We start from the raw sequence: 21,933 nt of genomic DNA on the forward strand, positions 1-21,933 counted from the left end.
AGTGTGTAACCAACACGCCCGCTAACCGGGCGTGGAATTCATTGCAGCTATGCGGCAGCGTTGCCGGCCAACGTGAAGATCTTGCTCGCGGTCCGGCCATCGAACGTCTGGCGCCAGATGCGCACGTGCGGCAACCCGGCCTGTTCATCGCGTCGCTGGGCTTCAAGGCCGCGCCGGCTCTGCTCAAGGGTCTTGAGGTGGCTGCCGTCGATCGTGAAGTTCAGCGGCTGATGGTCTGCCTTGTCGTAGTGAAAGTGGGCCTCCCACAACGGCGTGTCATCGCGGCGATCGATGATCGAGTAAACGTCGAGAAAGGATTTGCTGTCACCTTTGCCCAACGGTTTGCGATCAACCGTTTTGAGCGCATTGAGTTCGCCGTGATCGATCAGATAGTTGAGCCGCAAAATGTCCAGAACGTCTTTGTTCTTGTACATCCGCACGAGGACTTCCTGTCCTTGCGCGGTCAGCGACTCGGCCGCCGTGCGCAGGCGCGTGGCCAGCGTGCTGATCTCGGAACCCCCGGTGGTCGATTCGTGGTGCTCCAGGCGCCTGGCCTGTTCGTTGAGCTGTTCGGTGGCCTTGCCCAGATCCTCGATGATGTCAGTCGGGTTGTGTCGCCTGGCTTCGCGGGCCTTGGCCTGGGCCACGTGCTCATCGATGCCAGAGAGCAAGCGGCTCGCCTCGTCGACGAGTTGCGGTCTGGATGCGCGAGCGATCGGTTGCCGTACCGGCAGCCATTCACCCTGTCTTTTTTCATAGCGCAGGGGCTGTCTGCCTGAACCCAGCGGATCGGCAACATTGATAGTGACGCTGCCGTCCCGAGCGGTTTCGGTGTCGCCCACCAGCAGTCGGTAAGTACCGTGCTGGCGCGTGCGGAATACTTTTCTGACTGGAGCGGCGCGGGCCTGCCCGCTGTCGACGGGTTGCGGGGGGATGAAGTCGAAGTCGATGTCCTGATCAAGCCTCGGCAGGACGGTGTCGGGATCGTACGAGTCGAAGATCTCCGTCAGCCGTTTTTCAATGCGGGTTTCGAAGGGACCAATCAGCGCGAGGATTTCCCGGATGTGCTCGGGGTTGGGGCTATTGGCGGCCAGCAGTCTTTCAAATCGGTGTTTGTCGTTTTTCAACTGTTCGAGGGTCAACACCAGCGCCATGGGGTGTTCGCGTTCGGGAACATTGGCCAGGTCCCCGGTGAGCAGATCGATGGACGAAAGCGAAGGCATGGTCGTGTGTGGCGAATGGTCAGGTGTGCCAGCAAACAGGTGGACGTACAGGGTCAGCTTATTGAACTTGATACGCTCGGCATTGGGCACCTGCGCGCTGAGCTCGGCGAGCTTGGGCGCCGTCCCGGGATTGGCCCTTCTGATTTGATCGATCACGACCTGACGCTCGTCGAGGAACTTGAGTTTTTTGTGCAGGTTGGCGATGCATCGTCTGCAGGTTTCGGCGCTCAGATTCAGTTCCGCCGGCCGGGTCCGCAGGTCCATGACCGCCATGAGCCTGTTCAGGTATTCCACTCTTTCGATACGGAAGGTTTGCAGTTCTTCTTTGAATCGTGCGCTGGTTTTCAGGCGCACCAGCCAGGTTCTGTTGTCGACCAGCGATTGCACAAACTCCGTTTGTTTTCTGATGTGCCTGAGCATGTGCACCTCTAGAGCTATGAGTTTTTCGGCTTGTGCCGGGCTGCCCGCTGGCTGTGCTCTGGCTTCACTCCACAGGACGTCATAGCGCTCCACGGATTCGGTCAGTGCAGCGTGAGCATTCTGAATAGGCACGTATTGCTGCAACAGCACGGGCAATTCAGCCGCCGCATTTGCTTGCCCACGACGCATGCCGCCCGGCAGCCCCGGTGACGCCGCCACCCATTCATTATTCTCGTTACGCGTGATGGCTCGGGTCAGGCCGCTGCGGCTGGCGCGATAGATATTTGCGCTGTCGGCAGCCACCGAATCCTGCGGATTGACGACGCGCCATACAGGTTGCCTGGGGCTCGAGGCATCGACATCGAGCATGACCTGATACGCGTGGTGGTGGATCAACGCATAACGTCTGCCGCCATGCCGGAACAACCCATCGCCGTCGGGTTGCACAGTGCTGAAGTCCAGGCCCGTGCGAAAAGCTTGCAGGCTGGTTTCGCTCAATGCTGCGCTGGCGGAACCACCGGCACGCGACGAGCGCCACAAGCCGCTATCCGCCTCGCGCTGCAACAGCGGCCCGGAAGGCGTTCGCTCACTGGGGAGTCTGGCGCGGTACTGACCGGTGTCCGCGTCCAGGCCGATCAGTACGGTGCCGCCATCGACCATGTCGACGTAGCGGCGGCCCTTGTGTGCCCTGAACCCTTGGGCATCCGCCGCCGGCAACAGCGCCGCAACGGCGATGCGGTAATGCTCGATCGACTGCTGAGCAGGTCGCACACTTTCCGTGTGGATCAATACCGTTTCGATTCTGATGGTTGGCGCCGGCCGGATTGCATCCAGATCGCTATCACCGTCAAGTTTTGCTGACGGCCCATGGCGGCTCGAGCCGGGAATGCCTGAGTCGAATCGAGGCCCGGTCTCAACGCGCGCAACGCTTACCTCTTGCGTTTGATGCGGGCGCGTATGCACCTGAACTGAAGTACTGCCCCTGATGGGCATTCTTGGAGCCATGTTTTTCATCCTTGAAAAGTGGTCCCGAGCCCTGGCTCGGGGACAGGCTGTTTTATGAGGCCAGCTGGAAAATTTTCTGCGCCGTGGACAGGTCGATGTCTTCCCGCCAGATGCGCACATGCGCGCGCCCGGCCTGTTCATCCCGGCGTTGCGATGAGGTTCCCAGACGATTTTGCTCACGGGTTTTCAAGTGCCCGCGACGCTGCATGAACGCCAGCGCCGGGGTGTCTTTTTCGCCGTAGTGAAAGTGCGCGTACCACAGGGTTTTGCCGGTCTGTGTGTCGTTCAGCGAGAAGACGTCGAGAAAGTCCTTTTTATTGCCCTTGCCCAATGGCACCCGGGATTGAGTCTGGCTGACGCTGAGATGGCCATGGCTGATCAGAAACGCGACGCGATCGACGCTCAGGTAGGCAGGGTCTTTGTACAGGCGAACACGGATGTCTTCGCCTTCATCGAGCAGACGGCGGCTGTCGTCATTCAGCCGTTGCAGCAAAGGCGCAATATCGCGGTGACCCGGATTCGGCGCGCGTTCGAGTTGTCGTGCCAGATCGGCGAGATGGTCGGCGCGTTCCGTGAGGAACTCGACAATGCTGTTGGCGTTGCCTTTGGCCCGTTCATCGCGCCGGGCGGTGTTGAGATGCAACGCCGATTGATCCAGCAATGTGCTCGCCTGGTCAGTCAGGGTGGCCAGGTTTTTCTCGTGTCTGGCCACTTGTCGACGCCACTCGCCCTCCCGATGTTCATAGGTATGCAGGACATCTGTCGGGTCATGCGGGTTGATCACATCGATCAGCTCTTCGCCCGCGTCAGTGCGACGTGGCCGGCCGACGCGGATCTTGTAGACGCCGTGCTGTTTGCTGCGGAACATTTTCCTCGGCGTCGCTGACGGCTGATGTTGCTGTTGTGCAGGAATGAAGTCGAAATCGATGGGCTGTTCGTGAGGGGGCAGCGCCGAGGTTTTTTCCTGCTCATGGTGATAACGCTGCAGGTGTTGCTCCAGTGTTATTTCGAAAGCCTGAATGGCCTCGATGATTTCGCCCCGCGCGCTGACATGCTCGGCGCCGGGCGGCAGGGGGAGATGCTGGTAGGACACGTTGATGGCCGCGGTCTGATCCAGCAGGTCACTGAGCACGGAAATGCGCGCCTGGGCAGGAATGCTGTCGAGTGCGCGAAACGCAAACGTGACTTGCCCGAATGAATACGCGAGGTATCTGGCGTTGGCATTATTGATATCGACTGTTGCCTGTTCGTCGATCAGCAGACGGCTTTTGGCGTAGACCCAAAAGGCCACGTGGTCATGCAGTTCGATCGGATCGAAAGCGGTGTCGTGCAACGCCTCTGGCGACACGTGCCACCGGGTCGTCAGCTCGTCGGCGATTGCCTGGCGTTTTCTCAGGATCGCCAGTTTGCTCGACAGGTGAGCGGCGACGGCAGGATGTTCCGACGGGGGGCCGCCAAAGATCGGGCCGTCGAGTAGTTTCAGCGAATCACTGGCGATCATGAGCTGGTTGTACGTCAGCATTTGTCCTTTTTTCAGCATGATCATTTTGTCGCGATAGTCGCTGCGACCCTTGGCCGCGACGACTTGCTCCTTGTGCTCGATATGCAGTTGGAGAGCGTTATCCAGAAGGGCCAGTTCCTGCTGATGGTGCTCTTCGAGGCGCGCCAGTAATGTGCGCTCGTGCTCCGTCCCCTTCATCCCCTGCCACAGGCCGTGCATTCGCTCGCCGGTGGCCATAGCCTGATCAAATTGCAGATCCAGCGTTTGCAGTTCGAACATCACGTCGGCGGCCTCAACGGCATCCGTTCGTCGGGGTTTTCGGCGTATGCCGGCCACGCCGCCGACCAGCGTGCCCATCCAGCCGTCGAGCAGATCAAAGACAATCGGTTCCGATCTGCCCGGGCGGGACGCGACATACACATTGCCGGCGTCGGCGGCTACGGGATCTTCAGGACGGACGATGCGCATTACGGTCATGGCCGGCGAAGACGCATCGAGATCGTGCAAGACCTGATAGCTCAGGTCGCCTATGACCACATACAGTTTGTTGTCGTAGCGATGCAGGTGATCCTGTGTGGGCCGCGCCGCGCGCAAATCCAGTTCGGTGGCAAACGCTTGCAGACGGGTCGCGGACAAGGCAAAGGTGACCGGTTCGAATTCCTCGAGGGGGTGCCAGAGCTTGCCCACGGGATCACGCACCAGCGTCGGTCCGGAAGGGCTTCGTTCGCTCGGTAACCGTGCGCGGTACAGACCGCTCTGAGGGTCCCGCGCGACGTGCACGACACCGTCCGAGACGTCGACGTAGCGACGGCCCTTGAATGTCCTGAATCCTTCGGCGTCGGGCGCCGGCAGGGGGATTGCTTCGATGATCCGGTAGTGCTCAAGCGGCAGCTTCACGGCCGGCGCGGGGGCCGCCATCGAAGGGATCTGGCTGATCATGACCGATGGCACTGCGGTGATTGCATCCAGATCGAGTGGCGCCGGGGTTCTGTCCGGCGTGCGATCGATGCGTGCGGGCGAGGCGCCGTTTCGCATGTCCGGGCGCGGTGTGGGCACGGCCGGCGGATCGCCGGGCCGTGGATGGACATCGACAGTGACGATGCGTCTGACAGGTAACTTTGGCGACATTTCTTCATCCTTGAAGGGTTGTCATATCAGTCGTGCAAGCTCTGGACTGATGATTAGCGGGTTTGACGAAATGATTTTTGGCCTCTGTCGGTGTTGTCAGGCATGCCTGGCGCAGGCTGTCGGAGAAACCGACCATTACCGTCGGAATTGGTCAAAATTTGTGCTATATTCCGCGCCCGCGATTTTTCACTTCAACACCGGTCGTCGACATGCAAGCAGCCAAGCCGTTATTTGACTATCCAAAATATTGGGCCGAATGTTTCGGGCCAGCGCCATTCCTGCCGATGAGCAGGGAGGAGATGGATCAGCTTGGCTGGGATTCCTGTGACATCATCATTGTTACCGGAGATGCCTACGTCGATCACCCGTCGTTCGGCATGGCGATCATTGGCCGGCTGCTGGAGTCTCAGGGCTTTCGCGTCGGGATCATTGCGCAGCCGAACTGGCAGTCCAAAGACGACTTCATGAAGCTCGGCGAGCCGAACCTGTTCTTCGGGGTTGCGGCGGGCAACATGGACTCGATGATCAACCGCTACACCGCGGACAAGAAAATCCGTTCCGATGACGCTTACACGCCAGGCGGTATGGCCGGCAAGCGTCCGGACCGCGCAAGCCTGGTTTACAGCCAGCGCTGCAAGGAAGCCTACAAGCACGTGCCGATCGTCCTTGGCGGCATCGAAGCTTCCCTGCGCCGCATCGCCCACTACGACTATTGGCAGGATCGCGTGCGTAACTCGATCCTGATCGACGCCAGCGCTGACATTTTGCTGTACGGCAACGCCGAGCGCGCGATTGTCGAAGTCGCTCAGCGTCTGTCCTACGGGCACAAGATCGAAGACATCACCGACGTGCGCGGCACCGCGTTCATCCGTCGCGATACGCCGAAAGACTGGTACGAAGTCGATTCGACGCGCATCGATCGTCCGGGCAAGGTCGACAAGATCATCAACCCGTACGTGAACACCCAGGACACCCAGGCCTGCGCCATCGAGCAGGAAAAAGGCCCGGTCGACGATCCGCAGGAAGCCAAGGTCGTACAGATCCTGGCCAGCCCGCGCATGACCCGCGACAAGACCGTGATTCGTTTGCCGTCGGTTGAAAAGGTGCGTGGCGACGCCGTTCTGTATGCCCACGCCAACCGCGTGCTGCACTTGGAAACCAACCCGGGCAACGCCCGTGCGCTGGTGCAGAAGCATGGCGAAGTCGACGTCTGGTTCAACCCGCCGCCGATTCCGATGACCACCGAAGAAATGGACTACGTGTTCGGCATGCCGTACGCGCGTGTTCCGCACCCGGCGTACGGCAAGGAGAAGATCCCGGCCTACGACATGATCCGTTTTTCGGTGAACATCATGCGTGGCTGCTTCGGCGGCTGCACCTTCTGCTCGATCACCGAGCACGAAGGCCGGATCATCCAGAACCGTTCCGAAGAGTCGATCATTCGCGAAATCGAAGAGATCCGCGACAAGGTGCCAGGCTTCACCGGCGTCATTTCCGACCTCGGCGGCCCGACCGCGAACATGTACCGCATCGCCTGCAAAACGCCGGAAATCGAATCCGCGTGCCGCAAGCCATCCTGCGTGTTCCCGGGCATCTGCCCGAACCTGAACACCGACCACTCGTCGCTGATTCAGCTGTACCGTAGCGCCCGTGCGTTGCCGGGTGTGAAGAAGATTCTGATTGCTTCCGGTCTGCGTTACGACCTCGCGGTCGAGTCGCCGGAGTACGTCAAAGAGCTGGTGACCCACCACGTCGGTGGTTACCTGAAGATCGCCCCGGAACACACCGAGGAAGGTCCGCTCAACCAGATGATGAAACCGGGCATCGGCAGCTATGACAAGTTCAAGCGCATGTTCGAGAAGTACACCAAGGAAGCGGGCAAAGAGCAGTACCTGATTCCGTACTTCATCGCCGCCCACCCGGGCACCACCGACGAAGACATGATGAACCTCGCGCTGTGGCTCAAGGGCAATGGCTTCCGCGCCGACCAGGTGCAAGCGTTCTACCCGTCGCCGATGGCCACCGCCACCGCGATGTACCACTCGGGCAAGAACCCGCTGCGCAAGGTTACCTACAAGAGCGACGGCGTGACCATCGTCAAGAGCGAGGAGCAGCGTCGTCTGCACAAGGCGTTCTTGCGTTATCACGACCCGAAAGGCTGGCCGATGCTGCGTGAAGCGCTGATTCGCATGGGACGCGCTGATTTGATCGGTTCGGGCAAGGATCAGTTGATCCCGACGCATCAGCCGGCCACCGACAGCTACCAGAGCGCCCGTCGCAAGAACTCGACGCCAGCCGGCAGCCATAAAGTGGCGAAGGAAGGCAAAGAGAAGACCACCAAGATTCTCACTCAGCACACCGGTTTGCCCCCGCGTGCCAGTGATGGCGGTAATCCTTGGGACAAGCGTGAGCAGGCCAAGGCCGCGGCGTTTGCCCGTAACCAGCAGGCGGCGAAAGAGCGTAAAGACGCCGCGAAAGGCAAAGGGCCGAAACCGACCCGCAAGCCGGTCGTACCGCGCTAAAGAAAAACGCCAACCTTCGGGTTGGCGTTTTGCATTTTCGGGGGATGGATTTTTGTCGTCTGCAAGATCCATCCCCCTCACCCCAGCCCTCTCCCCCAATGGGGGCGAGGGGGAAGGGAGCAGATCTCCATGCTTTTCAAACCTGAGTTCGACTCAAGACTTTCAAGTCGGCGTATCTTGAACATCCACCTCGATCAGTCCCCTCTCCCTCCGGGAGAGGGCTAGGGTGAGGGAGGCTCTTCGCAACATTTACGTGCAATCAGCCCAAACCATTTCCCCGCATCGCCCGATTTTGGTGCTGTACTGCCCTAAGCATTCCGGGAAAGCGCCCAAGCCTCTGCATGGCATAAGTCTTGCGCGCTTTCGAATACGCTTAGGCTCGCAGGAGGCACGCCGTGTCGATTCATGTCGCATTGCATCACGTCACGCATTACCGCTACGACCGCGCTGTCGAACTCGGCCCGCAGATCGTTCGCCTGCGCCCGGCCGCCCACAGCCGCACGCGGATTCTGTCGTATGCGCTGAAAGTCTCGCCCGAGCAGCATTTCATCAACTGGCAGCAGGATCCGCAGGGCAACTACCTTGCCAGATTGGTGTTCCCCGAGAAAACCAATGAGCTGCGCATCGAAGTCGATCTGCTCGCCGAGATGGCGGTGTTCAATCCGTTCGACTTCTTCCTCGAACCCTACGCCGAGAAAATCCCTTTCGCCTACGCCGCCGATGAGCGCAAGGAACTGGCGCCGTACCTCGAAACCCTGCCGCTGACGCCGACATTCAAAGCCTATCTGGACGCCATTGATCGCACGCCGTTGCCGGCGGTGGACTTCCTGGTCGCGCTCAACCAGCGCTTGAGCGAAGACATCGGTTACCTGATCCGCATGGAGCCGGGCGTGCAGACCCCGGAGCACACCCTCGAACACGCCTCTGGTTCCTGCCGGGATTCGGCGTGGCTGCTGGTGCAATTGCTGCGCAACCTCGGCTTGGCGGCGCGGTTTGTTTCCGGCTATCTGATTCAACTGACCGCCGACGTGAAAAGTCTCGACGGCCCGTCCGGCACCGAAGTGGATTTCACCGATCTGCACGCCTGGTGCGAGGTGTATCTGCCGGGCGCCGGCTGGATCGGTCTGGATGCGACGTCCGGGCTGTTCGCCGGTGAGGGGCATATCCCGTTGGCCTGCAGTCCCGATCCGTCCTCGGCGGCGCCGATCAGCGGCTTGGTCGAACCCTGCGAATGTGAGTTCAGCCACGAAATGTCGGTCGAACGGATCTGGGAGGCGCCGCGCGTCACCAAGCCCTACACCGATGACCAGTGGCTGGCGATTCAGGCGCTGGGGCGGCAGATCGATGCCGACCTGCTGGCGGACGACGTGCGCCTGACCATGGGTGGCGAGCCGACCTTTGTATCGATTGACGACCCGGATGGCGCCGAGTGGAATACTGCCGCACTGGGGGAGGCCAAGCGCCAACTCTCCGCCGAACTGTTCCAAAGAATGCGCAAACATTACGCCCCGCAGGGCCTGGTGCATTTTGGTCAGGGCAAATGGTATCCCGGCGAGCAATTGCCGCGCTGGTCGCTCAATTGCTACTGGCGCCGCGACGGCGTGCCGATCTGGCACAACAACGCGCTGATCGCTGACGAGCAGCAGGACTATGGCGCCAATGGCGAACTCGCCGGACGCTTTCTGGCCAGTGTTGCCGAACGCCTGAAGTTGCCCACACGTTTTGTCTTCCCGGCCTACGAGGACCATTTCTATTACCTCTGGCGCGAGGGCACATTGCCGAGCAACGTCAGTGCCGAAGATTCGCGTCTGGAGGAGCCGCTGGAGCGCGCCCGGCTGCGCAAAGTCTTCAGTCAGGGCCTGAACAAGGTGATCGGTCAGGTGCTGCCGCTGGCGCGTACCGCCAAGGGCGATCAATGGCAGAGCGGGCGCTGGTATCTGCGTGATGAGCATTGCCGCTTGGTCCCGGGGGATTCACCGCTGGGCTATCGTCTGCCACTGGGGTCGCAACCCTGGGTGAAGGCCGCCGAGTATCCGTTTATTCATCCACAGGATCCGAATCAGGATTTCCCCGAGCTGCCGCAAGCAGCGCAGCTCAATAGTCCGGGCGAGGCGGCGACGCCCGACGAGCGCGTGCCGAAGATCGATGAGTCTGCTGATTGGCTGACCCGCACCGCATTTTGCGCCGAGGCGCGCGAGGGGCGTTTGTACCTGTTCATGCCGCCGCTGGAGCGGGTCGAGGATTATCTGGAACTGGTGGCGGCCATCGAAGCCACCGCCGAAGAGTTGCGTTGCCCGGTGCTGCTGGAAGGCTACGAGCCGCCCAGTGATCAGCGCTTGAACAATTTCCGCATCACTCCCGATCCGGGTGTGATCGAGGTCAACGTGCAACCCTCGGCGACATGGGACGAACTGGTCGAGCGCACCGAGTTTCTGTATGAAGAGGCGCGCCAGACGCGTCTGACCACCGAGAAATTCATGATCGATGGTCGCCACACGGGTACCGGCGGCGGTAATCATTTCGTCCTCGGTGGCGCGACGCCGGCGGATTCACCGTTTCTGCGTCGCCCGGATCTGTTGCGCAGCCTGATCAGTTACTGGCACAACCATCCGTCACTGTCGTATCTGTTCTCCGGGTTGTTCATTGGCCCGACGTCCCAGGCGCCACGTGTCGACGAGGCGCGCAATGACGCGCTGTACGAACTGGAAATCGCTTTCGCGCAGATGCCGGAGCCGGGCGAGGAGTGCGCGCCATGGCTGGTCGATCGACTGCTGCGTAACTTGCTGATTGACGTCACCGGCAACACGCACCGTGCCGAATTCTGCATCGACAAACTCTACTCACCGGACGGCGCCACCGGACGTCTTGGTTTGCTGGAGTTGCGCGCCTTTGAAATGCCGCCCCATGCGCGCATGAGTCTGGCCCAGCAGTTGCTGTTGCGAGCACTGGTTGCGCGGTTTTGGCGGGAACCTTATGCGCCGCCGAAACTGGCGCGCTGGGGCACTGAGCTGCACGACCGTTTCCTGCTGCCGCACTTTATCGAACAGGACTTCGCCGACGTCATCGTCGAACTCAACAGCGCCGGTTATCCGCTGCGCGCGGAATGGTTCGCCGCGCATCTGGAATTTCGTTTTCCCAAGGTCGGCGATTATGCGGTCAACGGCATCGAACTGGAGCTGCGGCAGGCGCTGGAGCCTTGGCATGTGTTGGGCGAGGAGGGCACGGCGGGCGGCACGGTGCGTTACGTTGATTCATCGCTGGAGCGCCTGCAGGTCAAGCTCAAAGGCTTGCCGCCGCAGCGTTATCTGCTGACCTGTAATGGCATCGCCGTGCCGTTGCATCCGACCGGGCGGGTAGGCGAGTTCGTTGCCGGTGTGCGTTATCGCGCGTGGCAACCCGCCAACTGTCTGCAACCGACAATACCCGTGCACGCGCCGTTGGTGTTTGACTTGCTCGATACCTGGATGGGCCGGTCGCTGGGCGGTTGTCAGTACCACGTCGCCCATCCGGGGGGACGCAATTACGAGACATTGCCGGTCAATGCCAACGAAGCCGAGAGCCGGCGGATGGCGCGGTTTTTCCGCGTCGGACACACGCCGGGAAAACTTCCTGTACCGAATGTGGAAATCAGTGACGAGCTACCGATGACAATCGATTTGCGACGTTTCTAAGGCCTACGCGACACGCGGATTTTTCGTATATCCGCGCGTCATCTGCCTGCGTTAGTCTGACCGTTCCCTGCTGTCTGCCGAGCTTTCCATGCCTGACCTGCTAGACCGCTACCCGCTCACGGCGGGCACTTATCACGAACTGCTCGACGGCAGTGGCGCGGTGCGCCCGCACTGGCGACGGCTGTTCGATCAGTTGCAGCGCAGCACGCCGGCACAACTGGTGCAGCGTCAGGCCTTGCTGGCGCGGCAGATTCAGGAAAACGGCGTTACCTATAACGTCTATGCCGACCCGAAAGGCGCGGACCGGCCGTGGGAACTGGATCTGCTGCCCCATGTGATTGCCGCAGATGAATGGCAGCAGTTGTCGGCCGGGATCGCTCAGCGTGCGCGACTGCTCAATGCGGTGTTGGCTGATTTGTACGGGCCGCAGCGGCTGATCCGCGAAGGCTTGCTGCCGGCAGAACTGGTCTTTGGTCACAACAATTTTCTTTGGCCGTGTCAGCACATCGCACCGCCGGAGGACGCATTTCTGCATCTTTACGCTGTGGATCTGGCGCGCACCCCGGACGGGCGCTGGTGGGTTACGGCGGATCGCACACAAGCACCCTCGGGCGCCGGTTATGCCCTGGAAAACCGCACCATTGTGTCTCGTGCCTTTCCCGAGTTGTATCGCGATCTGAAGGTGCAACATCTGGCCGGGTTCTTCCGCACATTGCAGGAAACCCTTACGCGACAGGCGCCGTGTGACGATGGCGCACCGCTGGTGGTGCTGCTCACGCCGGGGCGTTTCAACGAAAGCTATTTTGAACATTTGTATCTGGCGCGCCAGCTCGGTTACCCGCTGGTCGAAGGCGGTGACCTGACGGTGCGCGACGCCACGGTCTATCTGAAAACTCTCAGTGGCCTGCGTCGGGTACACGCGATCATGCGCCGCCTCGACGATGATTTTTGTGATCCGCTGGAACTGCGCACGGACTCGGCACTTGGCGTGCCCGGGCTGCTCGAAGCGGTGCGTCAGGGCCGCGTACTGGTCGCTAACGCACTGGGCAGCGGTGTGCTGGAATCGCCGGGATTGCTCGGGTTTCTGCCGAAGATCAATCAATACCTGTTCGGCGAAGAATTGATACTGCCGTCCATCGCAACGTGGTGGTGCGGCGAGGCACCGGTTTTGGCGCAGGCGCTGGAAAAACTGCCGGAATTGTTGATCAAACCGGCGTTTCCTTCACAAACGTTCGCGCCCGTGTTCGGCCGTGATCTGGGTGAAAAGCAGCGTCAGGAGCTTGCCGAGCGCATGCAGGCACGGCCTTATGCCTATGTGGCGCAAGAATTGGCTCAGCTGTCCCAGGCGCCGATCTGGCAGGCAGAAAACGGCCAACTGCAACCCCGCGCAATCGGCATGCGCATGTACGCGGTAGCCAGTGGTGAGGGTTATCGCGTGCTTCCCGGTGGCCTGACCCGGGTGGCGGCCGATGCCGATGCCGAAGTGGTGTCGATGCAGCGCGGTGGCGCCAGCAAGGACACTTGGGTGCTCGGTGATCGCCCGCCCAGTGGCGAACAGTGGAAGACTCAACGCAACGTCGGTGTGCATGATCTCGTCCGGCGCGATCCGTATCTGCCCTCACGGGTGGTGGAAAACCTGTTCTGGTTCGGCCGTTACTGCGAGCGCTGTGATGACAGCGCGCGGCTGCTGCGGATCATGCTCGCGCGGTATGTCGATGGTGATGACCCGCAAGCGTTGCAGGCGGCGGTCGACCTCGGTGAGCGGCTGACGCTGCTGCCGGACGAAGGTGAACTGCCGGAGCGACTGTTGGCGGCACTGCTCGGTGAGGACTGGTCATTCAGTCTGCGCTCCAACCTGCAACGCTTGCAGTGGGCGGCTTCACAGGTGCGCGGCAAGCTCTCGCGGGAGAACTGGCAGGCGTTGGTCGAGTTGCAACGCGAAGCGATGGAGCTGGACACCGACGAACCTGACTTCGGCGAACTGCTGGATTTTCTCAACCGGCTGGTGATGTCGCTGGCGGCGCTGTCTGGATTTGCCCTCGACGACATGACCCGCGACGAAGGCTGGCGCTTTCTGATGATTGGCCGGCGTATCGAACGTCTGCAATTTCTCAGCAGCAGCCTCGCGGCTTTTCTGCGTGGTGCCGGGGCGTTCGATCAAGCGGGACTGGAATGGTTGCTGGAACTGGGCAACAGCAGCATCACCTATCGCTCACGTTATCTGGCCGTGGCGCAATTGATTCCAGTGCTCGACCTGTTGCTGCTCGACGAGCAGAACCCGCACGCGGTGTTGTTCCAGTTGAAACTGGTGACCCGCACGTTAAAGCGCTTGAATGACGATTTCGGTGTCCCACGGGAAGCGGGGTTGCCGCAGTTGGTCGAGCGTCTTGCACGTTTTGATCTGGGTTGCCTGGAGAATCCATTGTTCGGGGAGTCCAGCGTCCGCGCCGCGCTCACTGGCCTTGCCGATCTTCTGCAGGACATTGCCGACGCCAGTGGCCAGGTCTCGGATCGTCTGGCCCTGCGCCATTTCGCCCATGTCGATGACGTTAGCCAACGCACGGTGTCCGTCTGATGAGTGCTCGATACCAGATCTTCCACGACACCTGTTACCACTACGACAGCCCGGTGTCCCTGGCGCAGCAACTGGCCCACTTGTGGCCGCGTGAATGTGCCTGGCAGCGCTGTACCGAACAGCAATTGCTCATCAGTCCGGACCCGACAGCGCGGCGCGATGAACTGGATGTGTTCGGCAATCCGTTGACCCGACTGGCCTTTGAGCGGCCGCATGACGAATTGCAGGTCAATGCACAACTCACCGTTGAAGTGCTGGCGCGGCCGACGCTGGATTTCAATCAGTCGCCCGCCTGGGAGCAGACCCGCGATGCGCTGACCTACAGCAGTCAGCCAGTGTCCGCCGAGTTGCTCGAAGCCTGCCGTTACCGGTTCCAGTCACCCTACGTGCATTTGAAACGCAGCTTTGTCGAGTTCTCGCAGAGCTGTTTCCCGGCGGGTCGCCCGTTGCTGTTGGGCGTGCAGGACTTGGTGCAGAAGATCTTCAGCGAATTCACCTTCGACGCCGAGGCGACCCAAGTGGCGACGCCCTTGGTGGAAGTGCTGGAGCGGCGACGCGGGGTTTGTCAGGACTTCGCGCACTTGCTGTTGGCCTGCGTGCGTTCGCGAGGGCTGGCGGCGCGATATATCAGTGGTTACCTACTGACGCAGCCGCCACCGGGACAACCACGCTTGATCGGTGCTGATGCTTCGCATGCCTGGGTGTCGGTGTTTTGCCCGGTGCTGGGCTGGGTGGATTTTGATCCGACCAACAATGTGCGGCCGGCGCTGGAACACATCACGCTGGCGTGGGGGCGGGACTTCTCAGATGTTTCGCCGTTGCGCGGGGTGATCCTTGGCGGCGGCAATCACGACCCGGAAGTGCGCGTCACCGTGATGCCGCTGGATTAACGCAGATCAAACTGTAGGAGTGAGCCTGCTCGCGAAGGCGTCAGGTCAGTCAACTTATATGTGATTGATACACCGCTTTCGCGAGCGGGCTCGCTCCCACATGGGAATTGGGTGCACTTGGGAGGGGAAGGGCTGTGAGGGCCGGCGGTGAAACCGCCAGCCCCGTCACAAATCCGCAGGGTCTGATTCGATCATCAAACCCGGTGGGGCTCAGGCGTCGGGCGCCTGATCTTTCGGTGTTTCAGTTGCATCAACATCATCTTCCGTTGCCACTTCACCCTCAGGGTTCAGTGCTGCTTCTTCAGCGGTTTGTTTCTTGCGCTGAAGCTTTTCCTCTTTCTTCTGTTCCTTTGCCAGGTCTCGTTGACGTTTGGCGAAGGAGTAATTGGGTTTGGCCATGGGCGTTCCTCTTGGTCGAAGGTGAGGTTGAGCGGCGCGTATTCTGCCCTGTATCGGTGCCTTGCGGTTAGCCGGGTTTTTGCTCGACCCATTTGGGCGTGACGGTCGGCTTCCAGTTATCCAGAGCATCGAGCAGTGTTTGCGGCGATTCGCTCACTTGCAGCATGTCACGGTGTGGCGCGCGAACGAAGCCTTCGCCGACGATATGGTCAAGAAAAGCGGTAAGTTTGCTGTAGAAACCGTTCACTTCGAGCAGGCCCAACGGTTTGCCGTGGTAGCCGAGCTGGCCCCAGGTCCAGACTTCGAACAGCTCTTCCAGCGTGCCGAGACCGCCGGGCAGGGCGATGAACGCATCGCTCAGCTCAGCCATGCGCGCCTTGCGCGCGTGCATACCGTCGACCACTTCCAGGCGCGTCAGGCTCTTGTGGCCGATTTCCTTGTCCATCAGGCTTTGCGGGATGATGCCGATCACTTCGCCGCCAGCGGCCAGCGCAGCGTCGGCAACGATGCCCATCAAGCCCACAGCACCACCGCCGTAGACCAGGGTCAACTTGCGTTCAGCCAAGGCCCGGCCAAGGGCAATGGCGGCTTCGGTGTAAGCCGGATCAGTGCCAGCATTGGCACCGCAAAATACACATACAGATTTCAGAGACATGCCTTCCTCCTGGGTCAATCCGTCACAGGGTAATGGCTGGCACGCCGTGATCCAAGGCCTAAACTTCGCGTTCCGGCGATTCAAAGGTACCGCTGGCGCCACAGGCGTAAGCGGCGAGCAAACTGCACAACAGACCGTTAAAGAACATGACAGGCACTCCGTCTCAGTAGATGCGCCGATCATAGGGCCGGCCGGGAATTCTGGCCGTTAGATTGTGTCGATGAGTGTCATAGCCTGAAAGTTGTATACAATTTTTGACTCAAGTCATAGGAACTTGCGAAGATTTCAGGCAGTCTTTCCACCATTCGTGTCTTTGTTAACCCTGCCTTGGAGATTCACCATGTTTTCCAAAGTTGTTGCGGTATCCCTGCTGGCGCTGGCCAGCAGCCAATTGATGGCTGCCGAGTGCAAAACCACCGTTGACTCCACCGATCAGATGTCCTTCAACACCAAGGAAATCGTGATCGACAAGAGCTGCAAGACCTTCACCGTCGAACTGACCCACTCCGGCAGCCTGCCGAAGAACGTGATGGGCCATAACCTGGTGATCAGCAAAGAAGCTGACATGCAGCCAATCGCTACCGCAGGCCTGGCCGCCGGTATCGACAAGAACTACCTGCCAGAAGGTGACGCGCGCATCATCGCCCACACCAAAATCATCGGCGCCAAGGAGACTGATTCGCTGACCTTTGACGTGGCCAAGATTGCTGATGGTGGCTACGGCTTCTTCTGCTCGTTCCCTGGCCACATCTCGATGATGAAAGGCACGATTACTGTTAAGTAAGCCGTTCAACCGCGTCATCGTTCTTCGCGAGCAAGCTCGCTCCCACAGGTTTCAGTTGTTCACAAATGCTGTGTCCGACAGCGAACCATGTGGGAGCGAGCTTGCTCGCGAAGGGGCCATCAGCATCAACTGATGTCTGGGCCAAAGAAAAGCCCGCTGAGGATCACTCCTCAGCGGGCTTTTTCATGCCATCAGCACTTACGGCGCAAACGGCATCACGCGTTTGTGATGGGTCTTGTTGTAGGTCGCGACGATGATGTCGAACGCTTCCTGGCGCACTGGCTCACCGTGCAGGAACGCGTCGATCTCGGCATACGTCACACCATGGGACGCTTCGTCCGGTTTGCCCGGCGACAGGTCTTCCAGATCCGCCGTCGGGACTTTCTCGACCAGCGACTCCGGCGCACCAAAGCTGCGCGCAATCGCCCGCACCTGATTCTTCACCAGACCGCTGAGCGGGGCCAGATCGCAGGCGCCGTCACCGAACTTGGTGAAGAAACCCATCACCGCTTCCGCCGCATGATCGGTGCCGATCACCAGACCGTGCGCCGCGCCGGCGATGGTGTACTGAGCAACCATGCGCATCCGCGCTTTGGTGTTGCCGAGCACGAAATCCACCGACACCGCGTGCTTGCCTTCAAACGCCGCCACTTCACTGGCCAGCGACTTTACCGCCGGGCCGATATTGACGGTGTGGCGCTCGTCCGGGGCGATGAAGTCCACCGAGGCCTGGGCGTCGTGTTCATCGAACTGGGTTTCGTACGGCAGACGCACGGCGATGAATTTGTAGCTGTTGTCGCCGGTCTGGTCGCGCAGCTCACGCATCGCGCGTTGGGCCAGCAGGCCTGCGGTCAGCGAGTCGACGCCACCGCTGATGCCGAGCACCAGCGTCTTGAGCCCGGAATTGACCAGACAATCCTGAATAAAGGTAATGCGCCGGGCGACTTCGGCCTGCAGGGCCTTGTAGTCGGCGAACGGCGGTTGCACCTTGAGCTGTTCAGCAATCTCACGCTGTACGGCTTGCATGAATTCACTCCTTGCTAGATAGAGGATCGGCAGGAACCTGGAACACGTGTCGCAAATAGGCGACGAAATTCGGGTCTTTGCAGTGGGACTTGCCTGGCTCGTCGGAGATCTTCGCCACCGGTTGGCCGTTGCAGGCAGTCATTTTAAGCACGATGCTCATCGGTTCGACACCCGGAATGTCACAGGTGAGGTTGGTGCCGATGCCGAAGCTGACGTTGATCCGACCGTGCAGCGCGCGGAAGATCTCCAGCGACTTGGGCAGGGTCAGGCTGTCGGAAAACACCAACGTCTTGCTCATCGGGTCGATGCCAAGCCTGTGATAGTGCGCGATGCATTTTTCGCCCCACACCACAGGATCGCCGGAGTCATGGCGCAGGCCGTCGAACAGCTTGGCGAAGAACAGATCGAAATCGCCGAGGAAGGCATCGGTGGTAATGCAGTCGGTGAGGGCGATCCCTAGCAGGCCACGATATTCGCGAACCCAGCAATCGAGTGCGGCGATCTGGCTGTCGATCAGCCGTGGACCAAGTTGTTGATGGGCCATGATCCATTCGTGAGCCATGGTGCCCAGCGGTTTCATGTCCAGTTCACGGGACAGGTGCACGTTGCTGGTGCCGACGAAGCGCCCGGGGAAGTCGTGTTTGAGTACATTCACCACTTCAGCCTGCACGCCATACGAAAAGCGTCGACGGGTGCCGAAATCGGCGACTTGCAGTTGCGACAACTCATCGGCTGAGGCATTGGCGGTCAGCCAGTCGAACTTGCGATAGAGCTGTTCGCGCGCCTGTTCGAGCACGGTTTCGCGGTAGCGATAGCGGTTGCGCACTTCGCTGACGATGGCCAGCAATGGCACTTCGTAGAGGATTACATGCAGCCACGGCCCGCGCAGACGGATGAACAGCTCGCCGTTTTCGATGCCGGTGTGCACGTAGCGCAAGTTGAAGCGGAACAACCCGAGAAAGCGCAGAAAGTCCGGTTTGAGGAAGCTGATCCGCTCAAGGAAACTCAGCTGATCGGCGCTCAGGCTTAGCTCGGCCAGCCGCTCGATCTGAAAACGGATCTCGGCCAGATACGGGCGCAGATCCTCGCTGTTACGGCAACGGAACTCCCATTCGACTTCGACGTTGGGGTAGTTGTGCAGCACCGCCTGCATCATCGTCAGTTTGTAGAAGTCGGTGTCGAGCAGGTTCTGCACGATGCGATCGGCAAACACACTCTCGCTCATAACGGGGTCTCCAGGTGCGCCGCGCCTGTGCGCGGTCTCAAACAATGGCGCTAGTGGCGCATATCAGCGGTGGGGATTGCCAGCATTTTTTGACAACGCATCAGATCCAATGTGGGAGCGAGCTTGCTCGCGAAGGCGTCATTTCAGCCGACATTGATATTGAATGTGTCGGCCTCTTCGCGAGCAAGCTCGCTCCCACAGGGAGTGAAGGCAGCTTCACGCTGGGCTATCGATCTGCTCGAGCATCCATTTCACAAAATCCCGCACCTTCGGTACTTCCGCCGCATGCTCCGGATACGCCAGGTAATAGGCGTCGGTGCTGGGCATCGCATGCTGCCAGGGAATGACCAGTTTGCCGTCGGCCAATTCCTCTTCCACCAGAAACCGTGGCAATAACGCCACACCGCAGCCGACCTGCGCGGCACGAATGCACATATAAAAGGTTTCGAAACGTGGCCCGTGGTAGCTGTGTTCGGTCTGGTAACCCTGACTGTCGAACCAGTCGTGCCACGCTTGCGGGCGCGAGGCATTTTGCAGCAGGACCAGATCGGTGAGTTGCGTCGGATCAGTGAACGGCGTGTCCGGCAGGCTGCCCGGCGCGCAGACCGGTACCAGCTCTTCGCCGAACAACTTCAGGCATTCAGTGCCGGGCCGCGAACCCTGACCGAAATAGAACGCCAGGTCGCTGCGTCCTTGCAGCAGGTCATCGGCTTCCTGTTCGTTGCACAAGTCCAGATGGATTGACGGATGGCGCAATCGCCAGCCTTTCAAACGCGGCACCAGCCAGCGCGCGCCGAAGGTCGACGGCGTCGATACTCGCAGGACTTCGGTTTCGCCGCCGTAGGAACGCAGGTAATGGGTCGACATCTCAACCTGCGTGAGGATTTTTCGTACTTCAACCAGGTACAGATCCCCGGCCGGAGTCATCTGCAAACGCCGACGCACGCGGAGGAACAACAAGTGCTGTAACAATTCTTCCAACTGCGCGACCTGCTTGCTGACCGCGCTCTGGGTCAGGTTCAGCTCCTCGGCGGCGCGGGTAAAACTCAGGTGCCGGGTCACGGCCTCGAAACACTGCAGGGCGGTGATCGACGGCAAGTGGCGTTTGTTGAGCATGGCTGATCCTTTTCTTGTCTTTCTATGCCCAGCATGAATAAACGGAATGATATCTCGCGTAAAGGTCGTTTGTTGACTCGCCATTGTGACGCTACAACTAAAGGCCTGCCCGGTCGCGAAAAAGCGTCCGCACACATTCAGTTTTTTGCTTGAGGAGTGACCCATGGTTGCCGCATTGCTTGATCGTCTTGGTGTGAACCCGGCCCTTTTTCAGAACGGCAAAGTGCCGGTGCATTCACCGATCGACGGCAGCCGCATTGCTGCCGTGAACTGGGAAGGTCCGGCCGAAGTCGAGCAGCACATCAGTCGCGCAGATCATGCGTTCGAGCAATGGCGCAAGGTGCCAGCTCCGCGTCGCGGCGAACTGGTGCGTCAGTTCGGTGAAGTGTTGCGCGAATACAAGGCTGATCTCGGCGAGCTGGTTTCCTGGGAGGCCGGCAAGATCACTCAGGAAGGCTTGGGTGAAGTGCAAGAGATGATCGACATCTGCGATTTCGCCGTCGGCCTGTCCCGCCAATTGTACGGTTTGACCATCGCCTCGGAGCGTCCGGGCCACCACATGCGCGAAACCTGGCATCCGCTGGGCGTGGTCGGCGTGATCAGTGCGTTCAACTTCCCGGTGGCGGTGTGGGCGTGGAACACCACGCTGGCGCTGGTCTGCGGCAACCCGGTGGTGTGGAAACCGTCGGAGAAAACCCCGCTGACTGCGTTGGCCTGCCAGGCGCTGTTTGATCGTGTGGTGAAGAATTTTACCGATGCGCCGGCGAATCTTTGCCAAGTGATCATCGGTGGCCGCGACGCGGGCGAAGCGCTGGTCGATGACCCGCGTGTCGCCCTGATCAGCGCTACCGGCAGCACGCGCATGGGGCGCGAAGTGGCGCCGAAAGTCGCCGCGCGTTTCGCTCGCAGCATTCTGGAACTGGGCGGTAACAACGCGATGATCCTCGGCCCGAGCGCCGATCTCGACATGGCGGTGCGCGCGATTCTGTTCAGCGCCGTCGGCACGGCTGGTCAGCGCTGCACCACTCTGCGTCGTCTGATTGCCCATGAGTCAGTGAAGGAAGAAATCGTCACTCGCCTCAAGGCTGCCTACTCGAAAGTGCGCATCGGCAACCCGCTGGAAGGCAATCTTGTTGGTCCACTGATCGACAAGCACAGCTTCGAAAACATGCGGGACGCGCTGGAGCAGGCGTTGAGCGAGGGCGGTCGGGTGTTTGGCGGCAAGCGTCAGCTCGAAGATCAGTTTCCTAACGCCTATTACGTTTCGCCGGCCATCGTTGAAATGCCGGAGCAGAGCGATGTGGTCTGCAGCGAAACCTTCGCGCCGATTCTCTACGTGGTCGGTTACAGCGATTTCCAGGAAGCGCTGCGCCTGAACAACGCTGTACCTCAAGGCCTGTCGTCGTGCATTTTCACCACGGATGTGCGTGAAGCCGAGCAGTTCATGTCGGCGGTTGGCAGCGACTGCGGCATCGCCAACGTCAACATCGGCCCGAGCGGTGCCGAAATTGGCGGCGCGTTTGGTGGCGAGAAAGAAACCGGTGGCGGTCGTGAATCGGGCTCCGACGCATGGCGCGCCTATATGCGCCGCCAGACCAACACCGTGAACTACTCGCTGGAGTTGCCGCTGGCGCAGGGCATCACTTTCGACTGACAGGTGGAGATCGATCGTTCCCACGCTCTGCGTGGGAATGCTTCACCGGACGCTCCGCGTTCGCTTCTGGGACGCAGAGCGTCCCTGGCTGCATTCCCACGCAGAGCGTGGGAACGATCATTTTGCAGTGTTTGTTAGG

General features: G+C 60.3%; 13 protein-coding genes. 6 read left to right on the forward strand and 7 right to left on the reverse strand.

All coding sequences use genetic code 11. The features are described 5' to 3' along the window. Positions 1–47: 47 nt before the first annotated feature. Together ACWR1S_RS25670 and ACWR1S_RS25675 are read right to left on the reverse strand one after the other, a co-directional pair. On the reverse strand, positions 48–2,789 hold the full coding sequence (locus ACWR1S_RS25670; protein WP_454565456.1) for a hypothetical protein: 2,742 nt from the start codon (positions 2,787–2,789) through the stop codon (positions 48–50). Next, on the reverse strand, positions 2,701–5,277 hold the full coding sequence (locus ACWR1S_RS25675) for a hypothetical protein (RefSeq protein WP_454565439.1): 2,577 nt from the start codon (positions 5,275–5,277) through the stop codon (positions 2,701–2,703). Before ACWR1S_RS25675 ends, ACWR1S_RS25670 begins: the two co-directional genes overlap by 89 nt. Positions 5,278–5,486: 209 nt before the next feature. On the opposite strand from ACWR1S_RS25675, the gene ACWR1S_RS25680 reads away from it, so the two are divergent. The 4 genes from ACWR1S_RS25680 to ACWR1S_RS25695 all read left to right on the forward strand — a co-directional run bounded on the left by ACWR1S_RS25680 (position 5,487) and on the right by ACWR1S_RS25695 (position 14,935). Next, positions 5,487–7,799, forward strand: coding sequence for a YgiQ family radical SAM protein (locus tag ACWR1S_RS25680; protein WP_454565440.1), 2,313 nt, complete (start codon positions 5,487–5,489; stop codon positions 7,797–7,799). 395 nt (positions 7,800–8,194) lie between these two features. Next, positions 8,195–11,470, forward strand: coding sequence for a transglutaminase family protein (locus ACWR1S_RS25685; RefSeq protein ID WP_454565441.1), 3,276 nt, complete (start codon positions 8,195–8,197; stop codon positions 11,468–11,470). Positions 11,471–11,558: 88 nt separating this feature from the next. Next, entirely contained in the window at positions 11,559–14,045 is a 2,487-nt protein-coding gene (locus ACWR1S_RS25690; protein WP_454565442.1) for a circularly permuted type 2 ATP-grasp protein, read from the forward strand. Further along, positions 14,045–14,935 (forward strand): transglutaminase family protein, encoded by an 891-nt coding sequence (locus ACWR1S_RS25695; protein ID WP_454565443.1) that lies wholly within the window; start codon positions 14,045–14,047, stop codon positions 14,933–14,935. The genes ACWR1S_RS25690 and ACWR1S_RS25695 overlap by 1 nt, the downstream gene beginning before the upstream one ends. 210 nt (positions 14,936–15,145) lie before the next feature. Here ACWR1S_RS25695 and ACWR1S_RS25700 read toward each other — a convergent pair whose 3' ends face one another. Then, positions 15,146–15,334, reverse strand: coding sequence for a hypothetical protein (locus ACWR1S_RS25700; RefSeq protein ID WP_095121840.1), 189 nt, complete (start codon positions 15,332–15,334; stop codon positions 15,146–15,148). Between the two features lie 67 nt (positions 15,335–15,401). Further along, on the reverse strand, positions 15,402–15,989 hold the full coding sequence (locus ACWR1S_RS25705) for a TIGR00730 family Rossman fold protein (RefSeq protein ID WP_116031875.1): 588 nt from the start codon (positions 15,987–15,989) through the stop codon (positions 15,402–15,404). Between the two features lie 340 nt (positions 15,990–16,329). Between ACWR1S_RS25705 and azu the strand changes: the two genes are divergently transcribed. Continuing rightward, complete coding sequence (gene azu / locus ACWR1S_RS25710; protein WP_008078296.1) at positions 16,330–16,773, forward strand: azurin; 444 nt, start codon at positions 16,330–16,332, stop codon at positions 16,771–16,773. 198 nt (positions 16,774–16,971) lie between these two features. Here the strand turns inward: azu and nadE are convergent, their stop codons facing one another. The 3 genes from nadE to ACWR1S_RS25725 all read right to left on the reverse strand — a co-directional run bounded on the left by nadE (position 16,972) and on the right by ACWR1S_RS25725 (position 20,140). Further along, on the reverse strand, positions 16,972–17,799 hold the full coding sequence (gene nadE, locus ACWR1S_RS25715; RefSeq protein WP_212620505.1) for an ammonia-dependent NAD(+) synthetase: 828 nt from the start codon (positions 17,797–17,799) through the stop codon (positions 16,972–16,974). A gap of 4 nt (positions 17,800–17,803) precedes the next feature. Further along, positions 17,804–19,024 (reverse strand): nicotinate phosphoribosyltransferase, encoded by a 1,221-nt coding sequence (pncB, locus tag ACWR1S_RS25720; RefSeq protein WP_077570668.1) that lies wholly within the window; start codon positions 19,022–19,024, stop codon positions 17,804–17,806. 216 nt (positions 19,025–19,240) lie between these two features. Then, positions 19,241–20,140: a LysR family transcriptional regulator gene (locus ACWR1S_RS25725; protein WP_454565444.1), complete on the reverse strand. Its 900-nt coding sequence runs from the start codon at positions 20,138–20,140 to the stop codon at positions 19,241–19,243. A 163-nt stretch (positions 20,141–20,303) separates the two neighbouring features. On the opposite strand from ACWR1S_RS25725, the gene amaB reads away from it, so the two are divergent. Beyond that, the gene (gene amaB, locus ACWR1S_RS25730) at positions 20,304–21,794 is read left to right on the forward strand and encodes an L-piperidine-6-carboxylate dehydrogenase (protein WP_454565445.1); all 1,491 of its coding nucleotides are present in this window, start codon (positions 20,304–20,306) and stop codon (positions 21,792–21,794) included. The last annotated feature ends 139 nt before the right edge of the window (positions 21,795–21,933 follow it).

This window comes from Pseudomonas sp. AIG, assembly GCF_977020205.1.

Coding starts and splice junctions, on each gene's coding strand:
- ACWR1S_RS25670 (WP_454565456.1), bottom strand. CDS start 2,789: ATGAACAGGCCGGGCGCGCGCATGTGCGCATCTGGCGGGAAGACATCG.
- ACWR1S_RS25675 (WP_454565439.1), bottom strand. CDS start 5,277: ATGTCGCCAAAGTTACCTGTCAGACGCATCGTCACTGTCGATGTCCAT.
- ACWR1S_RS25680 (WP_454565440.1), top strand. CDS start 5,487: ATGCAAGCAGCCAAGCCGTTATTTGACTATCCAAAATATTGGGCCGAA.
- ACWR1S_RS25690 (WP_454565442.1), top strand. CDS start 11,559: ATGCCTGACCTGCTAGACCGCTACCCGCTCACGGCGGGCACTTATCAC.
- ACWR1S_RS25695 (WP_454565443.1), top strand. CDS start 14,045: ATGAGTGCTCGATACCAGATCTTCCACGACACCTGTTACCACTACGAC.
- ACWR1S_RS25700 (WP_095121840.1), bottom strand. CDS start 15,334: ATGGCCAAACCCAATTACTCCTTCGCCAAACGTCAACGAGACCTGGCA.
- ACWR1S_RS25705 (WP_116031875.1), bottom strand. CDS start 15,989: ATGTCTCTGAAATCTGTATGTGTATTTTGCGGTGCCAATGCTGGCACT.
- azu (WP_008078296.1), top strand. CDS start 16,330: ATGTTTTCCAAAGTTGTTGCGGTATCCCTGCTGGCGCTGGCCAGCAGC.
- nadE (WP_212620505.1), bottom strand. CDS start 17,799: ATGCAAGCCGTACAGCGTGAGATTGCTGAACAGCTCAAGGTGCAACCG.
- pncB (WP_077570668.1), bottom strand. CDS start 19,024: ATGAGCGAGAGTGTGTTTGCCGATCGCATCGTGCAGAACCTGCTCGAC.
- ACWR1S_RS25725 (WP_454565444.1), bottom strand. CDS start 20,140: ATGCTCAACAAACGCCACTTGCCGTCGATCACCGCCCTGCAGTGTTTC.
- amaB (WP_454565445.1), top strand. CDS start 20,304: ATGGTTGCCGCATTGCTTGATCGTCTTGGTGTGAACCCGGCCCTTTTT.